Here is a 24,388-nt window from a genome sequence, read left to right on the forward strand (position 1 = left end):
TGTCGATTTTTTATCTGCTCAACCCGATGCAGAAACAGCTATCGGAGGGAATGCACATTTTTTCGCACGTAATGACGCATACAGACTATGGGCATCACGAAGAAGACCATTTGTTGGGCCACGAACACACGCACGAACACAAACTGATTACATTTTTCTCCAAAATATTTTCTTCGGAAGAGACCAGCGATCACGACGGCGTGTTTTTCAATTATACGTTTGATAAGCATTTTGCACAGGAATATCCCCCAATCGATTTTAAAAAAGAAACTAGTACCAAACACAATTTCTTTTATGTTTTTCATATTCCAAAAAGCGTAAAAACCATCCTCAGCCCGCCTCCCGAAACATTCTTTTCATAGTTTTTTATCTGAATGAAATCTTCATTCAGACTATTCATTTATTATAATTTTTTAAACCAATCACCCATGAAAAGAATACTCTTAATGGGGCTGATGCTATGCTTTGGTATTGCGCAATCGCAATCGCTAAAAGGAAAAGTGGTAGGCCCAAATAACAACCCGCTGGAAAACGTGGCGGTTTTTGACCGCACCTCGGGCAATCACACGCACACCGATACCTCGGGAAAATTTTCACTTGAAAATGTGAAGGAAAACGACATCATTAGCTTCTCAATTTTAGGCTTCGCAACCTTCGAATATTCAGTTACCGCTGAAAGTTTTGCGGAACCCATAAACATAATTTTAAACGAAGCCGCGGTATCTTTGGAACAAGTAACCATCACGCCCGAAGTAAACACGCTCAGCCAAATAGTGGCGGTAGATTTAAAGACCGCGCCCGTAAAATCTTCGCAGGAAATCCTTCGGAAAGTTCCGGGATTGATTATCGGCCAGCACGCCGGCGGTGGAAAGGCAGAACAGATATTTTTGCGCGGTTTTGACATTGACCACGGCACCGACATCAACCTTTCGGTGGACGGAATGCCGGTAAATATGGTGTCGCACGCGCACGGGCAAGGCTACAGCGACCTGCACTTCGTAATTCCCGAAACGCTTGATAAAATTTCCTTCGGAAAGGGACCGTACAACGCGGAATACGGCGATTTTGCCACGGCAGGTTACGTGGCTTTCAAAACCTTGGACAAGCTCGACAAAAGCTCCATTTCCGTGGAATACGGGCAGTTTGATGCTTTTAGGACCGTTGGTCTTTTCAATCTTTTGGATACCCAAAACAGCAATGCTTATGTCGCGGCTTCGCTCAATACTTTTAACGGTCCGTTTGATTCGCCACAGAATTTTAACCGTTTCAATATGATGGCGAAATACAATCTGAAATTGCCCGACAACCAAAAACTGCAACTTACCGCTTCGCATTTCCAAAGCAAGTGGGGTGCTTCGGGGCAGATTCCGCAGCGCGCCATTGACGATGGTTCCATCGGGCGTTTTGGGGCCATTGACGATACCGAGGGCGGAAACACCAGCCGCACCAATTTGCTGATAAACCATTCCAAATTGCTTTCGGAAAACAAAAAGTTGGAAACCCGAGCGTATTATTCGCATTATGATTTTGAACTGTTTTCAAACTTCACTTTCTTTTTGGAAGACCCAGTAAACGGCGACCAAATTGCGCAACGCGAAGACCGAAATATTTTGGGTTTCCAAACCGAATTTTCAGATAAAATAAATTCTGAAACGCTTGATTTTAAATACACCGCCGGGATTGGCGTTCGTTACGACGATGTGAACGACGTGGAACTTTCACACACCAAAAACCGTTATGAAATTTTGGATCGGATTGCCTTCGGAAATGTTGACCAGATTAACAGTTTTGCATTTTTGAATACGGAATTCGGGCTGGGCGATTTCAAAATAAACCCTGCCGTGAGATTGGATTATTTCAAATTTGATTACGAAAACAAACTTTCGCCAACCTACGATAACCGAAGTGAAAGCAAGGTTTTCGCAAGTCCGAAGTTGAACTTTATTTACAGCCCCAACCGCGATTTCCAGTTGTTTTTGAAAACGGGAATCGGTTTCCATTCAAATGATACCCGCGTGGTTGTTGCCAATGGCGGAGAGGATATCTTGCCTGCGGCCTACGGTGCCGATTTGGGCGGAATTTACAAACTGACGGACAATCTAATTTTTAACACAGCCTTTTGGGCGCTCTTTTTGGAACAGGAATTTGTGTATGTGGGCGACGCCGGAATTGTAGAGCCCAGTGGAAAAACCCGCCGATTGGGCGTTGATTTTGGCCTGCGTTACGAAGCATTGGACTGGCTGTATTTTTACGGCGATGCAAACTATACCTACGCGCGAAGCACCGAAGAACCCAATGGTGAGGATTACATTCCGCTGGCTCCGGATTTTACCTCAACCGGTGGAATTGCATTTGAAAATCTCGCAAACTTTTCGGGCGGATTGAATTATCGTTTTATTAAGGATAGAGCCGCAAACGAAGACAAAAGTATTATTGCCGAAGGTTATTTTGTGACCGATTTCAACATAAATTATACTTTTAGAAACTTTGTTTTTGGGATTGCAATTGAAAATCTCTTAGATACCGAATGGAACGAAACCCAATTTGCAACCGAAAGTAGATTGTTTGACGAGCCGGAAGCTGTGGAAGAAATACACTTTACGCCCGGCACGCCGTTTTTCCTAAGAGGAAAGGTAACCGTTAATTTTTAACTAATGATTTTAGGGGCAATGTTCTTTTTGGTTAAATTGCACGCACAATAACCAACTATGAACATTGCCATTTTATCGCGTGGGGAGGCGCTTTATTCCACCCAAAGTCTTTTAAAAGCTGGCGAAGCGCGCAACCACACCATGGAGGTTTTGGACCCTTCCTATTGCAACCTAGCTGTGGAAAACGGAAAAGCCGTCCTCTATTTTCAAAATGAATTGGTGGATGACCTACACGCGGTAATTCCCAGAATTGGCGCCTCAAATACTTATTTTGGCACAAACGTGGTCCGCCATTTTGAAGCGATGGGGGTTTTTAGCGTGGTTTCTTCCGAAGGAATTAGCAATAGCCGCGACAAATGGACCTGCTTTCAAATTTTGGCAAAACATCAAATTCCCGTGCCTCGAACTGTTTACGCTTCGTTTTTTGAATTTGAGGAACAATTGAAAACCTTTAACGGCAAGCCAATAATTATCAAACTTTTGGAAGGCACGCACGGCGAAGGCGTTATTCTTACCGAAAGTCCGCAGAATGCCTTGGCAACGACTGAAACCTTAAATGCCGCCGGCGTGAAATTTCTGCTACAGGAATATATTGAGGAAGCAAACGGCGCCGACGTTCGCGCCATAGTGGTGGACGGCGTTGTGGTTGCCGCGATGAAACGCAAATGCAAGATTGGTGATTTCCGCAGTAATTTGCACCGCGGCGGCACTTCGGAAATGATCAGTCTTTCATCAGCAGAGGAAAAAATTGCCATAAAAGCAGCAAAAGCGATGAATTTGGGGTTTTGTGGGGTGGATATTCTGCAATCGAAAAACGGGCCTTTGGTTTTGGAAATCAACAGTACGCCGGGATTGGAAGGCATTGAAAATACCTCGGGGAAGAATGTTTCGAAAAGCGTGATTGGGTTTATTGAGCGGAATAAAAAGTAGCAGTTTTTAGTGGCAGTAGGCGGTAATTTCGTATTTTATCCTTATTAATTATCAGGATGGAATTTTTATTATTTAAATTGCAATTACAAAACCTCCAATACTTTGAAAAGAAACATCGGCAGAATAGACAAGGCAGACTTTCCATTGCTGAATCTCTTCGATATTGAAGTGAAAATTGACACGGGCGCCTACACTTCTTCCATACATTGCAAAAACATGAAAGTTGAAGACAACTACCTGAAATGCAACTTTTTGGACGAAGAACATCCCAGCTACCACGAAAAGGAAATCATTTTTGATGAATATGATGTAAAAGTGGTAAGAAGCAGCAATGGTCAATCTGAAGCGCGATATAGAATAAAAACGGAAATTGTTCTTTTTGGTAAAACCCACCCAATTTATTTAACACTGAGCGACCGTGAAGAGATGCGTTTTCCCGTACTTTTGGGAAGAAATTTTTTGAGCAATAAATTCATGGTGGATATTAACAAAACCAACCTTTCCTTCAAACTAAAAAACAAACAATGAACATCAAAATATTATCGGCAAACAGCCATTTATATTCCACCCAACGCCTCGTAGAAGCTGCAAAAAAAAGAAAGCACGACGTTGAAGTTATAAATCACGCCAAGTGCGATATTGTAATAGAAAAGAAAAACCCTGTTATTTATTACAAAGGCCACAAACTAGACCACACCGATGCGGTGATTCCGCGTATTGGGGCTTCCGTCACTTTTTACGGAACTGCCGTGGTTCGCCAGTTTGAAATGATGCGCGTTTTCACAACTACGGAAAGTCAAGCATTGGTGCGCTCACGCGATAAATTGCGAAGCTTGCAGGTTCTATCCCGTGCGGGATTGGGATTGCCAAAAACCGTTTTTACCAATTATTCCAAAAACGTAAAGGAGATAGTGGACCAAGCCGGTGGTGCGCCCGTAATTATTAAACTGTTGGAAGGCACGCAGGGCATTGGTGTAATTCTTGCGGAAACCCGAAAAGCAGCCGAATCTGTAATTGAAGCATTTAACAATTTGCAGGCGCGGGTTATCGTGCAGGAATTTATAAAAGAAGCTGGAGGCGCAGATATTAGAGCATTTATTGTGGACGGCCAAGTAATTGGAGCTATGAAACGACAGGGCAAGGAAGGCGAATTCCGGAGCAATTTGCACCGCGGCGGAACCGCAACCGTTATAAAACTTACCGATGAGGAAGAAACCGCCGCACTGAAGGCAGCAAAAGCCATGGGCCTTGGAATTGCTGGGGTTGATATGTTGCAATCGGCACGTGGGCCATTGATTTTGGAAGTAAATTCATCTCCCGGTTTGGAAGGCATTGAACAAGCCACAGGCAAGGATATCGCAAACTCAATCATAAAATATATAGAACGCAACGTATAACTATGGCCAAAAAGGAAGAACGTGATATTGTAATTTTAAACGAACGGATTGCGCTGGGCGAAAGTCGAACCGTGGATTTCAGCATTGCGAAACTTTACACTTCCACCAAAATTGAAATTCCTATTATCATTGAACGTTCGAAAATTCCCGGACCCACAGTTTTGATAACTGCCGCCATTCACGGAGACGAAATAAACGGGGTGGAAATTGTACGCCAACTCATTGCCAGAAAATTGAACAAGCCCAAACGCGGCACCATTATTTGTATTCCAATTCTCAACGTGTTTGGTTTTTTAAATGGCGACCGTTCATTCCCCGATGGGCGCGACCTCAACAGGGTTTTTCCCGGAACCAAAACGGGTTCGTTGGCAAGTCGTGTTGCCTATCATTTCACCAAAAAGGTTTTACCCCACGCCGATTATTGTCTTGATTTTCACACCGGCGGAGCAAGCCGTTTCAACGCTGCACAAATTCGCATAAAACCGGGCGATGAAAAATTGCTGGAGCTCGCAAAGGTTTTTAACGCTCCCTTTACGGTCTTTTCAAATACCATTGAAAAATCGTACCGAAATACCTGCCATAAAATGGGCATTCCCGTTTTGCTTTTTGAAGGCGGAAAAAGCCGGGAAAGCAACAAACATATTGCGAAAGAAGGGGTAGATGGCATTTTGCGCGTGCTGGACCACTTAGATATGTTGGGCAAAAGACACGTAGCCCCTGAGCCGAACGCCAAAACGGTAATCATCGAAAAAAGTAAGTGGATACGCGCTTACCGAAGCGGGTTGCTGCACGTAAAAATTGACTGCAACAAGCACGTGGAAAAAGGTGAATTTTTAGCAACAATCACAGATCCATATGGAAAAATGCGGTTTAAGGTTACTTCGCCCAATGAAGGCTATATAATTAACGTAAACCAATCGCCGATTGTAAACCAAGGGGATGCCATTTTTCATATTTCAACCGTAAATACCGCAAATACGGAAGACGAGGAAATGGAAGATTGAAAAGGATTTTGGATTGACGATTTACGATTTACGATTAACGATTGATGATTTTAGATTTGGCTTTTCGTGCCGATAACTCGGGAGCGTTCAGGGTGACACTATTGGGATTTGGAATTTGGGATTTGGGATTTGGGATTTAAAATTTGGAGTTTCTATATTATTATGGCTAATAAAAAAACGCTTCGTTTGAAATATAAAAAACTTCGGGAAGAGCTTTCCGAGGAATCCATTGAGGCAATGAGCCTTCAGATTGCCAACCAGGCTTTGAAACTTCCTATTTGGGATAAAACGTATTACCATATTTTTCTTCCCATTTTGGCAAAAAAAGAAGTGAATACGGAATATCTGCTGCATATTTTACAGGGAAAGGATAAGAGTATCGTCGTTTCAAAGGCCGATTTTGATTCGGGAGAAATGAAACATTTTTTACTGCAGGAAAATACCGTTTTAAAATCTTCAGCGTATGGAATTCCTGAACCCGTTTCGGGTATTGAGATTTCTACGGAAACGCTGGATGTAGTTTTTGTCCCGCTTTTAGCTTATGACGTCCACGGTCATCGCATCGGCTACGGAAAAGGGTTTTACGATCGATTTTTGAAACAGTGCAATTCTGAAGCTATATTTGTAGGGCTTTCCTTTTTTGAGCCCGAACCGGAAATTTTCTTTGAAGCTACCGATGTGCCTCTACAATTTTGTATTACACCAAAAAAGATAATGGAATTTAAAAATAACAGCTTATATTTATAAGCTAAAGTATTATTAACCAATTAGATAAAATTATGGAATCAACTAATCAACCAATGGGACCTCCGCCAGATAATAATTTGGTTTGGGCAATTTTATGTACAGTTTTATGTTGCCTACCTTTCGGTATAGTATCAATAATTAAATCCACAAAAGTGAAGGAACTTTGGGTACAGGGGGATACTGTTGGTGCCCAAAAAGCTGCTGATGAAGCCAAGAAATGGGCCATTTGGGGCGCTGTTGCTGCAGGCATTGTTTGGGTGCTTTATGTAATATTTTTTGTGGTAGTCGGTCTAGGTGGAGCTTTTGCAGGATATTAAAAGAATTTGGAAAATAGCCCTCTTAATTACTTTATTCGGGGGCTTTTTTCTTATTTATTTTATCTATAATCCTTCAGAAAATTCTTTTTTTATTCCCTGCCCCTTTCATTTTATAACAGGGTTTTTCTGCCCCGGATGTGGTTCACAAAGGGCTATTCATTTGTTGCTTCACGGAGATGTGGTTGGAGCATTCCGGTTTAATCCATTAATGGTTTTAACGCTACCGGTTTTAATTTACGGCTTAGGAATCACAATTTCCAATTGGATTTTTGAAACAAAGCATAGGTTTATGCTTTTTTATAGCAAGCTTTTTATTTTTGGATATTTTGGATCCGCAATTCTTTATTGGGTACTTCGGAATTTATCTTTTTATCCCTTTAATTTATTGGCGCCTTCAAGCTAAATATTATTCAGTTTCTTTTTTCGGGAATGCTTTTTTGTTGAAAATAAGCAGTAAAATCACTCCTATGCTTATTGAAGAATCTGCAACGTTAAAAACTGGGTCAAAAAAGGTAAAGTACTCTCCTCCCCAAAAAGGAACCCATTCGGGCAATGTGCCGCCATATAGTGGAAAATAAAGCATATCTACTACTTTCCCGTGAAACAAAGTTCCATAACCGCCGTCTTCGGGAAACAAAGTGGCTACTTGATGATGGCTATCATTGAAAATAATACCGTAAAAAACAGAATCGATAATATTGCCCAAAGCACCCGCAAATATCAAAGCCACACAAAAGATCAGTATGCTTGGCATATTTTTTCGAACGGAATCCCAAAGCCAATACCCTATTCCCGCAATAGCCACAATTCTAAACAGGGTTAAAAAGAGTTTTCCGTATTCACCAGGAATCTTTGCGCCCCATGCCATTCCTTCGTTTTCAACGAAAAGAATACGGAACCAATCAAACACTCGAATTTCATCGCCTAAAGCAAAGTGTGTTTTGATATAAAACTTTGAAATCTGATCTATTAATAGAATCAGTATAATTATAAGAGTGGCTTTTTTTAGGCTCATAAGGTTTTTTCTTTCGCTTTAGCGTTGCAATGCGAGGGCTCTCCGTAACTAAAGCTTCAAAGAGCGCTGCAAAAATAGCAATATTATTTGGTTTGCAGCAGCCTTATATTACCATTGACGCTTTCGGCTTGAACCGTAAATTTTCCGCGTTTGGGAAGCATATTTTCAACGGTTCCATTTATTGAAATGGCAATACCCGAGACACCGCTTTCAGCAACAACATTTATATTGCCATCTTTAGTTTTTAAATGGGCATTTCCTGAAAAATTTCTCAATTCACAGTTGGAGTTTTCTAGGGAAACAGCAAGTGCTTTAAAGTTTCCGTTTGCAAAAATGGAAGCCAACTTAGACTTGACCTCAACTGAAATTGTATTTGGAACAATCAACACTATTTCCACCGCCAATACTTTATGGGCAGCGAGTTTATCGTCTTCCAAAAACACGAAAGGGGAAAAGCCTGTCTTTAAAGAAAGTTTATTATTCTTTAAATTTTCCTCTATAATTACATCCTCGGAATGTTCTCCGGAAATATGCACGGAAAGCTTGATTTCTTTTTCTTCGGAAGAATGAATCGTAATTTTAAAAATGGCATCGTCTACAATGGAAAGTGCTTTTATTCCATCCGAAGAGAATTCTTTGTGAATGGTTTTTTGGGCCACGGAAGATTTCAATTCGAGGAAGACTATAGCGATTATGAAGAATATTTGGCGCATAATTTAACCACAAAGGTTGCAAAGAATTTCACTAAGAACACAAAGAATTTGATACAATAAAAAAGCCCCGAAAAATTTTCAGGGCTATAATAATTTTAAGAATTAATCCTTTTCCCTTTGGGAAGGGCTGGGGATGGGCCTATTTCTGCAAATTCTTTGCCTCGATGCTCAAGGTAGCGTGTGGAACAAGCTTTAAACGCTCTTTGTTTATCAACTTTCCAGTAACGCGGCAAACTCCATAAGTTTTATTTTCAATGCGTACTAAAGCATTTTTAAGATCGCGAATAAACTTTTCCTGACGAATTGCCAACTGCGAATTGGCTTCTTTACTCATCACTTCACTACCCTCATCAAAAGCCTTGAAAGTAGGAGAGGTATCATCGGTACCATTATTACTGTCGTTTTTGTATGAACTTTTTATAAGCTCCAACTGCTCGGTTGCTTTCTTGATTTTATCGTTCAAAATTGCTCTAAATTCTTCCAGCTCGGCATCGGAATATCTGGTTCTTTCTGTATCTGTCATAATCTAATGTTTTTTAATGCTTATACGTGTTTCTATATCGTCAAACGCAATTTCTGTTCCTTTATCAATTTGTGGCTGAAATTGCAAAATTTCCGTTAATGTCTCTTCTTTTATATACTTCAGGTTTTGGTTTACCGCCTCCGTCAGTTTTTCATTTTCCTCAAGGGTAACCTCAATCCTGTCTGTCACTTCAAAACCGCTGTCTTTTCTTAGGTTTTGTATCCTGTTTACCAATTCACGGGATATCCCTTCATTTCGCAACGCTGGGGTTATGGTAACATCCAGTGCCACAGTAACTCCATCTGCATTTGCAACCAGCCAGCCCTCAATATCCTGCGAGCTTATGATTACATCAGCGAGCGCCAAAATAGTATTTTTTTCGTTAATAAAAACTGATATTTCCCCATCTTTTTCCAAAGTGGCAATTTGTTTTTGGTCAAAGGCTGAAATGGCTGCCGCCACGGCTTTCATATCCTTTCCAAAACGGGGGCCCAAAGCTTTAAAATCTGGCTTTATCTGCTTTACCAGCATGCCCGAACCTTCATCTATCAGTTCTATTTCCTTTACGTTTACTTCACTTTTTATCAATTCTGAAACCGCCAGTATTTCTTCTTTTTCAGAAACTTCCAAAACAGGAATCATAATTTTTTGAAGTGGCTGGCGCACTTTTATCTTCTCTCTTTGTCGTAACGAAAGCACCAAGGAGGATATTGTTTGCGCTTTCTGCATTTTGTGTTCCAACTTTTTATCAATGAACGAAACGTCTGCCTTTGGAAAATCGGTTAAATGTACCGATTCCATACCTTCTTTTGAAGTTCCGGACGTTAAGTCCTTATAGAGTCGATCCATAAAGAACGGAGCTACGGGAGCGCCAAGCTTTGCAACGGTTTCCAAACAAGTATACAGTACTTGGTAAGCAGAAATTTTATCGTCGTTATTAGTGCTTTTCCAATACCTTCTTCTACTTAAACGAACAAACCAGTTGCTCAAATTTTCCTGTACAAATTCTGAAATTGCACGCGTAGCCTTGGTAGGTTCATAATCTGCGTAATAGTCATCTACTTTTTGGATGAGCGTGTGCAATTCTGAAAGTATCCAACGGTCAATCTCCGGACGTTTTTCCAGCGGAAGGTCTTTTTCAATATACTCAAAATTATCGAGATTGGCGTAAAGGCTGAAAAAACTATAGGTATTGTATAGTGTTCCGAAGAATTTATTGCGCACTTCTGAAATTCCGTCTTGGTCAAATTTTAGGTTATCCCACGGATTGGCGTTACTAATCATATACCAGCGCGTAGCATCGGGACCGAAAACGTCCAAGGTTTCAAAAGGATCTACGGCATTGCCGAGACGCTTGCTCATTTTCTGTCCGTTTTTGTCCAAAACAAGTCCGTTGGAAACTACGTTTTTATAGGCAACGTCGTCAAAAATCATGGTGGCTATTGCATGCAAAGTATAAAACCAACCACGGGTTTGATCAACTCCTTCAGCTATAAAATCTGCTTTTCTCCAAGTGTTTTCAACCTTTTCCTTGTTTTCGAAAGGATAATGCCACTGCGCGTAGGGCATGCTTCCGCTGTCAAACCAAACGTCTATCAGGTCGGCTTCGCGCTTCATGGGTTTTCCAAGTGGGGAAACGAGCGTTATGCCATCCACTATGTTTTTATGTAGATCAACTTTTGAATAATTTTCTTCGGAAAAATCGTTTGCTTTGAAACCTTCAAAAATATCTTTTTCCATGAATCCAGCTGTAACAGCTTTCTGCATTTCGGCTTTCAATTCTTCCACAGAACCGATGATTATTTCTTCCTTTCCATCATCCGTTCTCCAAATCGGCAACGGAATTCCCCAATAGCGCGAACGCGAAAGGTTCCAATCATTTGCGTTTGCAAGCCAGTTTCCAAATCTTCCTTCGCCGGTTGCTTTGGGTTTCCAGTTTATTTCTTTGTTGAGCTCGAACATTCTATCACGGAAATCTGTAACCTTTATAAACCAAGAATCAAGTGGATAGTATAAAATTGGTTTATCGGTACGCCAACAGTTTGGATAGCTGTGCAAGTATTTCTCAACCTTGAAGGCTTTGTTTTCGGTCTTCAGTTTTATTGCAATTTCAACGTCAACTGATTTTTCAGGAACTGCGGAATCTTCGTAATATTCGTTCTTTACATATTTACCGGCAAGCTCCTTCATTTCGGAACGAAATTTCCCTTGCAAATCAACTAGTGGAACGAGATTTCCGTTTTCATCTTTTACGAGCATTGGCGGCACTTCCGGCGTAGCTTCTTTTGCAACCTTGGCATCATCGGCACCAAAAGTTGGCGCGGTGTGAACGATTCCCGTTCCGTCTTCTGTAGTAACAAAATCGCCCGCAATTACTCTGAATGCGTTTTCAGGATTGTCGTGCGGCTTTGCATAATCCAAAAGCTGTTCGTAACGGATTCCGACTAAATCGGTGCCTTTAAACTCCTTTGCAATAAAATATGGAATTACCTTATCGCCCTGTTTATATGATTCCAGGATTTCCTCATTTGGTTTTTCCTCATAATTCTTTGCGAATTGGCTTGCAACCAAACTCTTCGCCAAAATCACATTTATGGGTTGAAAGGTATATTGGTTAAATGTTTTCACTAAAACGTAATCAATCTTTGGACCTACCGTTAACGCTGTATTACTGGGCAGCGTCCAAGGTGTGGTAGTCCAAGCCAAAAACCAAATATTGTTTGACTCTACACCTAAAAAATCTGGCAAAGTTTCGGCCATTGCCTTAAACTGGGCAACCACTGTTGTGTCTGTAATATCTTGATAGGTTCCCGGCTGGTTAAGCTCGTGAGAGCTTAAACCTGTACCAGCTTTTGGGGAATACGGCTGAATAGTGTAACCTTTATAAATTAAATTCTTATTGTAAATTTCCTTTAGAAGCCACCAAACGGTTTCCATATATTTTGGCTCGTAGGTAACGTATGGATCGCTCATATCTACCCAATAGCCGTATTTTTCGGTAACTTTGTTCCACACGTCTGTGTAACGCATCACGGCTTTTTTACAGGCCGCATTATAATCTTCCACCGAAATTTTCTTGCCAATATCTTCCTTTGTAATTCCAAGTTCTTTCTCAACGCCCAATTCTATGGGCAAGCCGTGAGTGTCCCAGCCTGCCTTTCGGTCAACTTTAAACCCTTTTTGGGTTTTGTAACGACAAAAGATATCCTTAATGGCACGTGCCATTACGTGATGGATTCCCGGAAGACCATTTGCAGACGGCGGCCCTTCAAAAAATACAAATGGTTTCGCTCCTTCGCGAATGGAAATACTCTGCTCAAAGATGTTTTCTTCTTTCCAAAAATCGAGTACTTCTTCCGCCAGTTTAGGGAGGTCTAGCCCTTTGTATTCTTTAAATTTCTTGCTCATAATGTGGGTGTTGCAATAAAGTTTGCAAAAGTAAACAATTTTGAAGAAATGCATGTTGATTTTCCAAAGAGAAAGAAGCCTATATTATTTGAATTAATAATAGGTTTGAATAAAAATTCTCTAAATATGTAAATTATTTTTAAGGGTTTTATTCTAAATAAGGTTCATAATTTTGAATACTCCATTTTTTCCCCCAAATTTGAAGTCTTTTTAAAGCTTTCTCAATAATACAGTTAACTAATGAAGAAAATATATCTTTTCCTGCTTCTTGCAACAATTTCACTAGCTTCAGTTCAATCACAAATACTTGACCCCGTAAAATGGTCAACTAGTGTAAAAAAAATATCTGAGACCGAATACGATCTTATTGCAAAAGCTACGATTGAAGACAAATGGCATCTTTACTCTCAGGAAGTTCCACCAGATGGGCCATTGCCAACACTTTTTACTTTTGAGAAAAATGCCGCATATAAAGCTGTAGGAAAAATAAAGGAAAGCAAAGGAGTTACCGAACACGACCCTGTCTTTGACATGGTAATTACATTTTTTGCAAACAGCGCAACATTTACAAAACGAATACAATTAACCGGAAATAAAGGCACTACCGTCAAAGGCGAGGTAGAATTCATGGTTTGCGATGATACACGCTGCTTGCCTCCTGCCTATGTTGATTTAGTTTTTGAGATACCTGCGCCCCAAAAAACTGAATCAGTTGTTACCACTAAAAACACTGATAACACCAAAGTATCAGAAGAATCCACTGAAATTTTGGAAGATACTGTCGTGGTTGATACCTTATTAGAAACTAATGAAGTGGCAAATGACACTGTTAAAGCAGCTTCAGACGAATCACTTACGGCTCTTGAACAAAATAAAAAACAAGATAAAAAAGGACTTTGGACTATTTTTATTGTTGCATTCTTATTCGGTTTTACTGCCCTATTAACCCCCTGTGTTTTCCCCATGATCCCAATGACCGTGAGCTTTTTTACAAAACAAAGCAAATCTAAGGCAGCGGGTATTAAAAACGCTATTATTTACGGCATTGCTATAATCGTAATTTACGTGGTTTTGGGGGCTATTGTAACCGCAATCTTTGGTGCTGATGCTCTCAATGCGCTTTCCACAAATGTCTGGTTCAACATCATCTTTTTCTTGCTTATCATTTTCTTCGCCTTCTCATTTTTGGGAGCCTATGAAATTACCCTTCCCAGCTCTTGGGCTACCAAGGCCGACAAGCAGGCCGATAGGGGCGGGATGATTGGTATATTTTTTATGGCGCTTGCTCTGGCCATTGTTTCCTTTTCCTGTACGGGACCTATTATTGGTTATTTATTGGTAGAAGCCGCCTCCAAAGGAGGGATAGCACCTTTTGTGGGAATGTTCGGTTTTTCATTGGCTCTGGCATTGCCCTTCGCGCTTTTTGCGGCTTTTCCTGGGTGGATGAATTCACTTCCAAAGTCTGGCGGATGGCTAAACACCGTAAAAGTTTTTTTGGGTTTTTTGGAGTTGGCGCTGGCTTTTAAGTTTTTATCAAATGCAGATCTTGTACTTCAACTTCATTGGCTTGAAAGAGAAGTTTTCTTAGCTATTTGGATTGCAATATTCGGTGCTTTGGCGTTGTATCTCTTCGGAAAAATAAAATTGCCCCACGACTCTCCATTATCACATATTTCCGTGGGAAGGTTAAGTCTCGGGCTTGTAGTTTTAGCATTTACGGTTTATATGATTCCAGGTCTTTGGGGTGCACCGTTGAAACTAATTAGCGGTTTCCCGCCAGCAATGAATTATAGCGAATCTCCATACGGGGTGGGCTACACAAAGTTAGGTAGTGGCGGAGGTACTTCCACAAATGAAAAGTTTCCGGAAGGAGCATACTTAGGCCCTCACGATATTATTTCATTCCATGATTATGAAGTTGGTTTAGCGTATGCAAAAAAAATAGGAAAACCGGTATTGATTGATTTTACCGGTCACGCCTGCGTAAACTGCCGAAAAATGGAAGAACGCGTTTGGAGCGAACCAAAAATATTAAATCTTCTTAAGGAAGACATAGTCTTAATTTCGCTTTATGTTGACGATAAACGTCCGCTTCCGGATGGCGAAGAAGTGATTTCAAAAATATCTGGGAAGAAATTGCGCTATATTGGTCAGAAATGGAGTGAATTCCAGATTTTGAAATACAAAGCGAACGCGCAACCCTTCTACGTTTTGATGGGTCACAACGAAGAAAACCTTATCGATCCCGTGGGTTACACCCCCGACGTTGAGGAATATTACGATTGGTTACAAAAAGGAGTTGCCGCTTTTAAGAAATAGAACGCCATAACCAGCTAATTTTAAGCAATATTGCTTAATTTTAAGTAATTTTTAAAACTCGGAATAATGGTTTCTTCGGAAGAAAAATTGAAGACTACAGCATTGGAAAAGTATTTTGAGCCTTTCCGAAAGAACATCGTGGGCATTGACCAAGAATTTGATTCCCCCTTCGGAAGGAAAAAAATAATTTATACCGACTGGACCGCCAGTGGCAGATTGTACGCTCCAATTGAAGAAAAAATGCTAAAGGATTTTGGTCCCTTTGTGGCAAACACCCACACCGAAACCTCGGTCACGGGAACGGCAATGACCAAGGCCTATCACCAAGCACGAAATATTATAAAAAAGCACGTGAACGCCAATGAGAACGATGTTCTCATAACTTGCGAAAGTGGAATGACTGGCGCCATCAATAAGTTTCAGCGTATTTTGGGCTTGAAGATTCCTGAAAACATAAAACCCTACACCAAAATTCCCGATGAAATTAGACCGGTAATTTTTGTAACCCACATGGAGCATCACAGCAACCAGACTTCCTGGCTGGAGACTATTGGTACTGTTGTGGTAATTCCACCAAACGACAATGTTTTGGTGTGTATGAAAACTTTTACCCAAACGGTTAAAAAATATAAAGACCATCCCATTAAAATTGCTGCTGTTACTGGCTGTTCAAACGTAACGGGAATACAAACACCCTACCACAAAATTGCAAAATTGATGCACCAAAACGGCGGACTTTGCTTTGTAGATTTTGCGTGTTCGGCACCGTATATCTCAATCAATATGCATCCAGAGGAAGAAGGAGCGCATTTGGACGCCATTTTCTTTTCGCCCCATAAATTTTTGGGCGGTCCGGGCTCCAGCGGAGTGCTTATTTTCAACAACAATCTTTATAAAAATACTATTCCCGACAATCCCGGAGGCGGCACCGTTTCGTGGACAAACCCGTGGGGAAACCACAAATACATTGACGATATTGAAACCCGTGAGGACGGTGGAACCCCTGGTTTTCTGCAAACCATTCGTACAGCGCTTTCTATAAAGCTGAAAGAAAAAATGGGAGTCGAAAATATTTTGCAACGTGAACACGAGCTTTTGGATATCGTTTTTGAAAAACTTGGCAACATCCCCAACCTTAAAATTTTGGCACCGCAAACACATGACAGGCTTGCCGTTATTAGCTTTTATATTGACGACCTTCACTTCAATCTGGGTGTAAAATTGCTCAATGACCGTTTTGGGATACAAACCCGCGGCGGCTGCTCCTGCGCGGGTACGTATGGCCACTATTTGCTACACGTAGACCAGGAAACCTCAAATAATATTACCTGTGAGATTGATGGGGGCGACCTAACCCACAAACCGGGCTGGATACGTATGTCCTTTCACCCGACAACTACCGATGCGGAAGCGGAATATGTTTGTGATTCCATAAAACAAATGGCCGAAAATTTTTCGGAATGGAGCCATGACTATAAATACAATTCCAAAAGCAACGAATTTTTTCATCAAAATGAGAAAGCCGACAATACCGTGGAAGCATGGTTTACTTTTTAATAGCTATTTAAACATTTGAAAAAACTTCTATTTCTCACCTTTCTTTTTTCCCTTTCCGTTTCGGCACAGGAATATGTAGACCTTTTGCGAATAGGCTACGGACAAACCTTCAACAATAATTTTGAGGGAACCGATAGTAGTACCTATGTGAAGTTTTTAGATGTTGGTTTCACGTTTCCGGTTGTTCTTAATGAAAATCACGCCTTGATAACGGGAGCAGATTTCAGTAGAAACAATTTGCAACTTTTTCCCGAGGCCGAATATACTAGTCTGTACAGCACAAATTTAAAGTTGGGCATGGCTTCCACTTGGTCTGATAAATGGAGTACTACCATTGTTCTACTTCCTAAAATAGCTTCCGATTATAAAAATATTTCGGGAGATGATTTTTATTTGGGTGGTTTCGCTTTGCTGAAACTGAAGAAAAACGAAAACCTTAAATATCGCTTCGGCATTTATGCCTCTCAGGAAGCATTCGGCCTTTTTACCACCCCCATTTTGGGCTGGTACTATTTGAGTCCAAACAAACGTTTTGAGATGGATATGAGCTTGCCCATTTCTGCAGATGTAAGTTATAAGCTTGGCATCACCACCGTTGGGATGGATTACTTCGGGATTAGACGCAGCTATAAGGTGCATTATGAAAATCTTCCCACGCTTTACGCTGACCTTAGCTCGTTGGAATTTGCGGGCTATCTTCAGTTCAATGCTTTGGAAGAAAGTGTTTTGCTGCGTGCAAAGCTGGGCTATTCCAGCAATAATTATGAAATGTATGCCGAAGGGGAAAAGATGGATCTGGGCGTTTCCGCTTTCAGTTTTGGTGATGACCGTACACAGTTGAATCCTTCACTAAACAGCGGAGTTTTTTTTAAATTGGAAGCCATTTATAGATTTCATATCCAGAAAAAATCTGAAGTGGAAGAGCCTGTTTCAAATTAAATTTCAAAATAAAAATTTTATCTTTAGGTTATGGAAAGAACCTGTCCGGAATGTGGAGATAAAATAATTGGGCGCGCTGACAAAAAATTTTGTAGCGATGCTTGCCGCAACACACATAACAATTCTCTCAATAAGGATAACAAAAACCTGGTGAGAAACATCAATAACCGTCTTCGGAAGAATTACAGGATTTTAGAAAAACTAAACACTGAAGACAAGACGAAAACCACAAAAGATAAACTTGTGCGAATGGGTTTCAGTTTTGACTATTTCACGGGAATTTATACTACAAAAACGGGTTCTACCTATTTCTACCTATACGACCAAGGATACCTACCGTTAGACAATGACTTTTATCTTTTAGTTAAAAAGGACATTAAATAAATTATTCAAATTTTAAGAATATTAACTGCATAGCCTTTGGCAGACCTTAATTTGGCAAATCATTATACATAATGTAACACTCCTTTAACCCAGGCGGTTTCTTATATAAAGTATCTTTAAGACTCAAACAAAAAAACTACTTTATTATGAAAACGAAAAACCTTTTAATGATGATGATGCTGTTTTTTAGTATCACATTATTTGCACAAAATGCAGACGACAAAAAAGTAATTAATGATGCCGAAAAAGCAAAAGCTGCTTTTTTAGAAGCCAATCCAAAAATGCAGGGCTATTTTGATGATGCAAAGGCATATGCTATTTTTCCAAATGTTGGAAAAGGCGCCCTAATTGTGGGAGCCGCCTCTGGAAATGGTGCTGTATATGAGCGAGGAGTATTGGTAGGGATGGCAAACTTGAAACAATTGGACGTTGGCGCACAAATAGGAGGAAAAGCTTACAGTGAAGTTATTTTTTTCAAAACAGATAAAGCTGTACAGGAATTTATGGATGACGATTTTAGTTTTGGATCAAATGTTTCTGCTATTGCAGTAAACCAAGCCCCGCCTTCTTTTAATATCACCTATACAGATGGAGTTGCCGTATTTACACTTCCTAAGGAAGGTTTAATGGCTGAAGTATCCGTTGGTGGTCAAAAATTTGACTTTGAGGATTTTGACTAAAATTCTGCAATTATAAAGTTTCTATTTAAATATTTTCAAAACCGTTTTAAGTGCTAATTACTTGAAACGGTTTTTCACTTCCCACCATAACTAAAAAAAAAGTCGTCCGGAAATTTTCCGGACGACTTCATTCTAACAATCAACAATTATGAAATATTATTCTTTTAATAAACGTTTCGTTGTTTCTCCATATTTGCCTTTTATCTTAACATAATAGGAAGCAGCTGCAAGTTGTTGAATATCTATTGGCTTAACATTCCCCATTCCACGAAGGTCTTCTGTTTTAACCAATCTGCCTCTTAGGTCATAAATTTCCAATCTTTCCAGTTCCATATTCTGTGGGTTACTAATGTTCAGAATATTTTTAGCAGGATTAGGATAAATCGATATGCTTCCAAGATTTTGATGGTTGTCGCCTATTCCGAGTACACTCTCTACGATAAGTTCAAAATCACAGGTAGCCATATTTCCGTATTCGTCCATTGCCGTTAGCGTGATGGTATACGTACCATCAGGTAGCGGTGTTCCCGGAGCTGGATCCTGTGTTGTTAAAGTAATAGGATCGGTACAGTTATCTACTGCAGTTGCTTCGCCTGTTGCGAAATAATCTGGTAAAATATAGAAAATGTTTCCAGGTCCAGGATCAACTGTGTGGTCTGCAGGACAAGTAATAACAGGCGCTAAGATATCAACAACCGTTACAACCGCAGTACAGGTAGAAAGGTTTCCGTTGTTATCCTGGCTAAACACTTGTACAGTCACCGGCGTACCGATATCTGCACAACTAAACTGTGTTATGTCCACAGCGACGGTAAAGATGCCACAAGCATCATCGTTGGATGCTATTACATCTGTTGGGTCCAGTGTGGCTGTACCATCGGCACCTAGTTCCAAAGTGAAGTCTTGGCAAACAAGTACAGGGCTGGTATTGTCTTCCACAGTTACTATAGCGGTGCAGGTTGCAGTGTTTCCATTTACATCGGTTACTGTTAAAGTTACAGTGTTGTCTCCTATGTTTGAACAATCAAAGGTATCGATATCAAGGTCGTAACTGGCGATACCACAAGCATCTGTGCTTCCGTTGTCTATATCCGTTCCCGCGATAGTTACGGTGCCTGTTACCGGATCCAATTCTACTGTGATATCTTGACAAACCACTACCGGAGCGGTAACATCCTCAACCGTTACAATTGCCGTACAGGTACTAATATTACCATTTACATCTGTTACCGTTAAAATTACATTGTTGTCACCAACATCGGAACAGTCAAATGTATCAATGTCAATTGAAATATCTGCCACCCCACAGTTATCTGTGCTTCCTCCATCAACATCGGCCGCTGTAATGCTAGCGTTTCCGCTTGCATCGAGCTGAATGGTGATGTTCTGACATACGGCCATTGGAGCCTCATTATCAACTACTGTAATGGTAAAACTACAAGTACTTACGTTTCCGTTTACATCTGTTGCAGTGAACTCAATTGTGTTCACACCCACCGGAAATTGACTTCCGCTCGGATCGCCCATAGTTTGAACTACTGTATCCACTCCACAGTTGTCCAATGTAAAAGGCATCGGGAAGCTCACCGCTGCTGAACAAATGCCCGCAGCCGAATTGACCGTAATGTCTCCCGGACAGACAATGGTAGGCGGGATGCTGTCCTCTACAGTTACTATAGTGGTACATTGCGAACTGTTTCCGTTCACATCGGTCACTGTTAGTGTAACAGTATTGGGGCCTACATTGCTGCAGTCAAAATCAGTTATGTCTATTGAGGAACTTGCTATTCCGCAAGCATCCGTACTTCCGTTATCAATATCAGCAACGGTTATACTCGCCATCCCATCCGCATCTAATTGGATAGTGAAAGGCGCAGCGCAGTTGGCCACTGGCGCAACATTATCTTCAACTGTTACAATAGTTGTACAGGTTGAACTGTTTCCGTTCACATCTGTCACCGTTAGAGTGACTGTGTTTGGACCTACATCTGCACAGGTAAAATCTGTAATATCTATCGACGTACTTGCGATAGCGCAATTATCAGTACTTCCATTATCAATGTCGGCTACCGCGATGCTTGCATCTCCGTTGGCATCCAATTGAATGGTGAATGGCGCTACGCAATTTGCTATTGGGGCTTCGTTATCATTTATTGTAACATCAAAGCTACAAGTTGCTGTATTACCAGAGGCATCAGTAACTACAAATGTATTAGTAGTCGTTCCTATAGGAAATGTTTCACCTGATGCCAAACCAGCAGTTTGCACTGTGGTTGATCCTGGACAATTGTCTGTTCCAACAGGAGCCGTATATGTTATCACAGCACCACAAACTCCAGGATCATTGCTTTGGATAATATTTCCAGGACAGGTAATTGCTGGGGCTTCGGTATCATTTACCGTAACGTCAAAACTACAAGTTGCAGTGTTTCCTGAACTATCGGTTACTATAAAAGTATTGGTTGTAGTTCCAATTGGGAAAGTACTTCCACTAGGAAGACCAGCTGTTTGGGTAGGGGTCAATGCCGCATTCCAAGTAATTGTAATTTCACCATTGCCAGATCTCACTCCTGCAGTTGCAGTTCCGTTATTTACACCTCCTATATAAGAAGTTCCACCAGCACCGCCACCGCCTGACCAAGCACCGCCGCCACCACCAGCACCGCCGCCGCCTCCGCCGCCAGCATAATAGCCACCGCCGCCGCCACCACCGCCAGAACCAGTAAAACCAGAACATCCTATCTTTCCATCACCGCCATTTCCACCAATGGCTAAAACACCATTAATTCCTGGGCCTCCAGTATCACCGCAGTTAGTGTTTCCAGTTCCGCCGTTTCCGCCCATTGTATCGGTTGCGCCAATGCCTCCAGTTCCTCCAGGACCACATCCACTTCCGGTAATTCCGGAACCTCCTAAACTAATATCACCACCATTTCCGCCGTTTCCTCCGGGACCGGACGCACAAGATCCTTGAGGACCTCCAGCTCCACCACCGCCGCCTGCGGCAACGAGAATTCTATCATTTACAGTTCCAGGAGTTGTTCTTATATCACTAGCTCCTCCACCGTGACCTGAAGTATTAGGACCACTAACTCCTGGGCTACCGCCTCCATTAAAACCATCGCTTCCTCCTACGTATATTGACAACACTTCACCAGGTGTTACCGAAAGTTCTCCGCTCGCCATAGCTCCCAAGCCACCAATACCAACAATTCCACCTACCCCAGATTCTCCTTGCGCGCCAAATGCTTCAATCATAATAGAAGTAACACCCGCAGGTACAGTCCAATTTTGGACGCTACCTGAATATGTAAAGGTTTGTGAAACTGGACCTCCAGAGCTACAATTATCTGCAGTTGTTACTGTATAATTCACTACAGCCCCACAAATGCCAAGATCATTATCAACTATAAAATCCCCAGGACAAGTAATTGTTGGTGCGATATTGTCTTCTACAGTTACCGTAGTTGTACAGGTAGAAATATTGCCATTATTATCTGTAACTGTTAATGTTACTGTATTAGCGCCAATGTCGGCACAGGAAAATGTATCTGGAGAGACTGAAAGTGAAGCAATTCCACAGGCGTCTGCTGAGCCTCCATCTACATCAGCACCCGTAATTGTAACGGTACCGTTTGCGTCAAGTTGTGCCGTAAAGGGTTGGCAAGTTGCCGTAGGAGCAACATTGTCTTCCACGGTTACAGTAGCAGTACAGGTTGAATTATTTCCGTTTACATCGGTTACAGTCAAGGTTACCGTATTGGCCCCAATATCTGCACACGTAAAAGATGCTGGAGAAACGCTTAATGAAGTAATTCCACAATTATCTGTTGAACCATTATCTATATCTGATGCGGTAATTATTACATTTCCGGTAGCATCTAGCTGCAAGGTTATATTTTGACAAACTGCAGTAGGCGCTATGTTATCTTCAACGGTTACTGTAGCTGTACAAGTATCAGAATTGCCCGCTGCATCGGTTACAGTAAGTGTAACTGTGTTAGGACCAACTTCTGCACAACTAAAAGTATCAATGTCTATTGAATAAGAAACGATCCCAACATTGTCGGTTGAGCCGCCATCCACATCGGTAGCAGCAATAGTTACTGAGCCGGAAGCATCAAGTTGTACGGTAATATTTTGACATACAGCTACTGGGGGTTCTGTATCGTCAGGCAATATAGTATATATACATCCTGATTGAGCAGTTGGAACAAATTCAGCAGTATCATTATTAACCCAATATTGAATGTCATTGATTATTGCAGCCAATTCACTAGCTGTACCTGTAATAGGAAATCCACCAGGCACCGCGCTACAATCAAACTGCCAGTTGTCCACTTCTGTTTCAGGAGTGCCTGCAACATAAAGCCTAATAGCATTTACGCCATTGGTCAATTGATCTGGTAATGCTGTTGTGGTGTTTGAAGTATTTGCTCCGTCCCAATCGGCATCTGTAGTTACACCTGGGTCTACATTACTGTGAACTCCAGTAATAAAAGTTGGTGATGCCGCTGTGCCTTGATAAGCAAATAATTGATCACCAATAGAAGATAAAACACTTCCCGCCATAAAACTTCCTGGTAAAGTAACAATATCTCCCGCATTCATTGCAGAGGGAGCGTACCAAGTTGCACTGCCATCGCCTGCACCTACGCACGTAATTGTATTTGGATTTGAAATACCACAATCTGTGAATTTTATATTTGTTCCCGCAATTATATCTTTCAAAATTATAAATGCAAAACCATCATTTCCATCTAGGTTAAAACCTACGAAGGCAATATCACCCGCATTCAATGTTGTAGCGGGAGGTTCGTTTATGGTTACAGGTATTGTGCATGTCGCACTATTGCCAGCTTCATCTGTAGCAGTTAAAACAACTGAATATACACCAACTCCAACCATAGTTCCCGCAGTGGGTGCTTGTGTAATTGTTATGTTTGCTGGTATTGAAACATCATCTGTTGCGGTAGTCCCGGTTACTAAATCTGGAATTGCAGCCATACCATTTACGCCTGCTGTAATTGGTGCCGGTGTGGGTGCACAAGTAATAACAGGTGGAGTGGTATCACCACCTCCACTAATTGTAAAAGTACATCCAGCTTCAAGTGCGGGATTATAAGGAGTAGTATTGTCACTTACCCAATTTGCTCTATTATTTACGATAGCTCTTATTTGAGCTGCTGATCCAGAAACAGGCCCTCCTGCCACTGTACAGCTAAACTGCCAATTATCTGATTCAGGAATTAAACGAACTGCAGTTATTCCTGTAGTTAAAGCGTTGGGCAGAGCCGATGTGGAATTGGAGGTTGCAGAACCATCCCAATTAGAATCATCTCCAGTTGTATCATTATACTGTAATCCAGCAATAAATATGGGTGCTGCAGTTGAGCCTTGAATAGCAAAAAGCTGATCGCCAATACTACTGAAAGCTGCTGGAAATAGCGGCCCCATGTCTATGGTTACAACTTCTCCAGCTGTTCTGGCCACACCGGAAGTCCATGTAAATTCACCATCACCATTGGTGGCAAAAAATCCGGTGCCATCATTCCATCCCATATCGGTAAAAATAATGGTAGTCGCAGCATCAATATCTTTTAGAAGAACAAAGGCTACAGTATCATCTGCATTTGTTGCACCGTCAGAATTACTTCCAACAAAAGCAATATCTCCCGCAGTTAACGCCGTTTGGCTATTGCCAAAAAAAGTAGCAAAGAGAAATAAAATTAATAGGGTAGTTTTTTTCATAATTTTTAGAGTTTTGGTTAAGTCAAATCTGGGGAGATTTATTAATTAGGATA

At 41.2% G+C, this 24,388-nt stretch carries 19 protein-coding genes; 14 read left to right on the top strand and 5 right to left on the bottom strand.

Annotated elements, in window-relative coordinates; all coding sequences use genetic code 11:
• The first annotated feature begins 26 nt into the window (after nucleotides 1–26).
• The 9 genes from AC58DT_RS13920 to AC58DT_RS13960 all read left to right on the top strand — a co-directional run bounded on the left by AC58DT_RS13920 (nucleotide 27) and on the right by AC58DT_RS13960 (nucleotide 7,449).
• A complete protein-coding gene (locus AC58DT_RS13920) occupies nucleotides 27–362 on the top strand; it encodes a hypothetical protein (protein WP_497217422.1) in 336 nt (111 codons plus the stop codon).
• A 66-nt stretch (nucleotides 363–428) separates the two neighbouring features.
• Complete coding sequence (locus AC58DT_RS13925) at nucleotides 429–2,651, top strand: TonB-dependent receptor (RefSeq protein WP_497217423.1); 2,223 nt, start codon at nucleotides 429–431, stop codon at nucleotides 2,649–2,651.
• Between the two features lie 57 nt (nucleotides 2,652–2,708).
• Nucleotides 2,709–3,581, top strand: a complete 873-nt coding sequence (locus tag AC58DT_RS13930; RefSeq protein ID WP_497217424.1) for an ATP-grasp domain-containing protein — start codon at nucleotides 2,709–2,711, stop codon at nucleotides 3,579–3,581.
• A gap of 102 nt (nucleotides 3,582–3,683) precedes the next feature.
• Nucleotides 3,684–4,109 (top strand): ATP-dependent zinc protease family protein, encoded by a 426-nt coding sequence (locus tag AC58DT_RS13935; RefSeq protein WP_497217425.1) that lies wholly within the window; start codon nucleotides 3,684–3,686, stop codon nucleotides 4,107–4,109.
• Nucleotides 4,106–4,978: a 30S ribosomal protein S6--L-glutamate ligase gene (rimK, locus tag AC58DT_RS13940; protein WP_497217426.1), complete on the top strand. Its 873-nt coding sequence runs from the start codon at nucleotides 4,106–4,108 to the stop codon at nucleotides 4,976–4,978. Before AC58DT_RS13935 ends, rimK begins: the two co-directional genes overlap by 4 nt.
• 2 nt (nucleotides 4,979–4,980) lie before the next feature.
• The gene (locus AC58DT_RS13945; RefSeq protein ID WP_497217427.1) at nucleotides 4,981–5,982 is read left to right on the top strand and encodes a succinylglutamate desuccinylase/aspartoacylase family protein; all 1,002 of its coding nucleotides are present in this window, start codon (nucleotides 4,981–4,983) and stop codon (nucleotides 5,980–5,982) included.
• A 162-nt stretch (nucleotides 5,983–6,144) separates the two neighbouring features.
• A complete protein-coding gene (locus AC58DT_RS13950) occupies nucleotides 6,145–6,729 on the top strand; it encodes a 5-formyltetrahydrofolate cyclo-ligase (RefSeq protein WP_497217428.1) in 585 nt (194 codons plus the stop codon).
• A gap of 32 nt (nucleotides 6,730–6,761) precedes the next feature.
• Nucleotides 6,762–7,046 (top strand): CD225/dispanin family protein, encoded by a 285-nt coding sequence (locus AC58DT_RS13955; RefSeq protein WP_497217429.1) that lies wholly within the window; start codon nucleotides 6,762–6,764, stop codon nucleotides 7,044–7,046.
• The gene (locus tag AC58DT_RS13960; protein ID WP_497217430.1) at nucleotides 7,024–7,449 is read left to right on the top strand and encodes a DUF2752 domain-containing protein; all 426 of its coding nucleotides are present in this window, start codon (nucleotides 7,024–7,026) and stop codon (nucleotides 7,447–7,449) included. The genes AC58DT_RS13955 and AC58DT_RS13960 overlap by 23 nt, the downstream gene beginning before the upstream one ends.
• A gap of 3 nt (nucleotides 7,450–7,452) precedes the next feature.
• Here the strand turns inward: AC58DT_RS13960 and AC58DT_RS13965 are convergent, their stop codons facing one another.
• The 4 genes from AC58DT_RS13965 to ileS form a co-directional block, all read right to left on the bottom strand.
• A complete protein-coding gene (locus AC58DT_RS13965; protein WP_497217431.1) occupies nucleotides 7,453–8,061 on the bottom strand; it encodes a lipoprotein signal peptidase in 609 nt (202 codons plus the stop codon).
• An 83-nt stretch (nucleotides 8,062–8,144) separates the two neighbouring features.
• Nucleotides 8,145–8,774: a DUF4097 family beta strand repeat-containing protein gene (locus AC58DT_RS13970; RefSeq protein WP_497217432.1), complete on the bottom strand. Its 630-nt coding sequence runs from the start codon at nucleotides 8,772–8,774 to the stop codon at nucleotides 8,145–8,147.
• Nucleotides 8,775–8,913: 139 nt separating this feature from the next.
• Nucleotides 8,914–9,297, bottom strand: a complete 384-nt coding sequence (locus tag AC58DT_RS13975; RefSeq protein WP_497217433.1) for a TraR/DksA family transcriptional regulator — start codon at nucleotides 9,295–9,297, stop codon at nucleotides 8,914–8,916.
• Between the two features lie 3 nt (nucleotides 9,298–9,300).
• Nucleotides 9,301–12,705 carry an isoleucine--tRNA ligase gene (ileS, locus tag AC58DT_RS13980; protein WP_497217434.1) on the bottom strand — a complete coding sequence of 1,135 codons (3,405 nt, stop codon included), beginning with the start codon at nucleotides 12,703–12,705 and terminating at the stop codon, nucleotides 9,301–9,303.
• 240 nt (nucleotides 12,706–12,945) lie between these two features.
• On the opposite strand from ileS, the gene AC58DT_RS13985 reads away from it, so the two are divergent.
• From AC58DT_RS13985 to AC58DT_RS14005, 5 genes are all read left to right on the top strand, one after another.
• Complete coding sequence (locus tag AC58DT_RS13985; RefSeq protein ID WP_497217435.1) at nucleotides 12,946–15,024, top strand: protein-disulfide reductase DsbD family protein; 2,079 nt, start codon at nucleotides 12,946–12,948, stop codon at nucleotides 15,022–15,024.
• Nucleotides 15,025–15,090: 66 nt separating this feature from the next.
• A complete protein-coding gene (locus AC58DT_RS13990; RefSeq protein WP_497217436.1) occupies nucleotides 15,091–16,581 on the top strand; it encodes an aminotransferase class V-fold PLP-dependent enzyme in 1,491 nt (496 codons plus the stop codon).
• 15 nt (nucleotides 16,582–16,596) lie between these two features.
• Nucleotides 16,597–17,520, top strand: coding sequence for a DUF6268 family outer membrane beta-barrel protein (locus AC58DT_RS13995; protein ID WP_497217437.1), 924 nt, complete (start codon nucleotides 16,597–16,599; stop codon nucleotides 17,518–17,520).
• A gap of 30 nt (nucleotides 17,521–17,550) precedes the next feature.
• Nucleotides 17,551–17,904 carry a DNA gyrase inhibitor YacG gene (locus tag AC58DT_RS14000; RefSeq protein WP_497217438.1) on the top strand — a complete coding sequence of 118 codons (354 nt, stop codon included), beginning with the start codon at nucleotides 17,551–17,553 and terminating at the stop codon, nucleotides 17,902–17,904.
• 146 nt (nucleotides 17,905–18,050) lie between these two features.
• Nucleotides 18,051–18,584: a lipid-binding SYLF domain-containing protein gene (locus AC58DT_RS14005; RefSeq protein ID WP_497217439.1), complete on the top strand. Its 534-nt coding sequence runs from the start codon at nucleotides 18,051–18,053 to the stop codon at nucleotides 18,582–18,584.
• Nucleotides 18,585–18,740: 156 nt separating this feature from the next.
• On the opposite strand, the gene AC58DT_RS14010 is transcribed toward AC58DT_RS14005, so the two are convergent.
• On the bottom strand, nucleotides 18,741–24,335 hold the full coding sequence (locus tag AC58DT_RS14010; protein ID WP_497217440.1) for a T9SS type A sorting domain-containing protein: 5,595 nt from the start codon (nucleotides 24,333–24,335) through the stop codon (nucleotides 18,741–18,743).
• Between the last annotated feature and the right edge of the window lie 53 nt (nucleotides 24,336–24,388).

The organism is Aequorivita sp. CRS11, from assembly GCF_059693805.1.

Coding starts and splice junctions, on each gene's coding strand:
- AC58DT_RS13920 (WP_497217422.1), top strand. CDS start 27: ATGCAGAAACAGCTATCGGAGGGAATGCACATTTTTTCGCACGTAATG.
- AC58DT_RS13925 (WP_497217423.1), top strand. CDS start 429: ATGAAAAGAATACTCTTAATGGGGCTGATGCTATGCTTTGGTATTGCG.
- AC58DT_RS13930 (WP_497217424.1), top strand. CDS start 2,709: ATGAACATTGCCATTTTATCGCGTGGGGAGGCGCTTTATTCCACCCAA.
- rimK (WP_497217426.1), top strand. CDS start 4,106: ATGAACATCAAAATATTATCGGCAAACAGCCATTTATATTCCACCCAA.
- AC58DT_RS13945 (WP_497217427.1), top strand. CDS start 4,981: ATGGCCAAAAAGGAAGAACGTGATATTGTAATTTTAAACGAACGGATT.
- AC58DT_RS13950 (WP_497217428.1), top strand. CDS start 6,145: ATGGCTAATAAAAAAACGCTTCGTTTGAAATATAAAAAACTTCGGGAA.
- AC58DT_RS13955 (WP_497217429.1), top strand. CDS start 6,762: ATGGAATCAACTAATCAACCAATGGGACCTCCGCCAGATAATAATTTG.
- AC58DT_RS13965 (WP_497217431.1), bottom strand. CDS start 8,061: ATGAGCCTAAAAAAAGCCACTCTTATAATTATACTGATTCTATTAATA.
- AC58DT_RS13970 (WP_497217432.1), bottom strand. CDS start 8,774: ATGCGCCAAATATTCTTCATAATCGCTATAGTCTTCCTCGAATTGAAA.
- AC58DT_RS13975 (WP_497217433.1), bottom strand. CDS start 9,297: ATGACAGATACAGAAAGAACCAGATATTCCGATGCCGAGCTGGAAGAA.
- ileS (WP_497217434.1), bottom strand. CDS start 12,705: ATGAGCAAGAAATTTAAAGAATACAAAGGGCTAGACCTCCCTAAACTG.
- AC58DT_RS13985 (WP_497217435.1), top strand. CDS start 12,946: ATGAAGAAAATATATCTTTTCCTGCTTCTTGCAACAATTTCACTAGCT.
- AC58DT_RS13990 (WP_497217436.1), top strand. CDS start 15,091: ATGGTTTCTTCGGAAGAAAAATTGAAGACTACAGCATTGGAAAAGTAT.
- AC58DT_RS14000 (WP_497217438.1), top strand. CDS start 17,551: ATGGAAAGAACCTGTCCGGAATGTGGAGATAAAATAATTGGGCGCGCT.
- AC58DT_RS14005 (WP_497217439.1), top strand. CDS start 18,051: ATGAAAACGAAAAACCTTTTAATGATGATGATGCTGTTTTTTAGTATC.
- AC58DT_RS14010 (WP_497217440.1), bottom strand. CDS start 24,335: ATGAAAAAAACTACCCTATTAATTTTATTTCTCTTTGCTACTTTTTTT.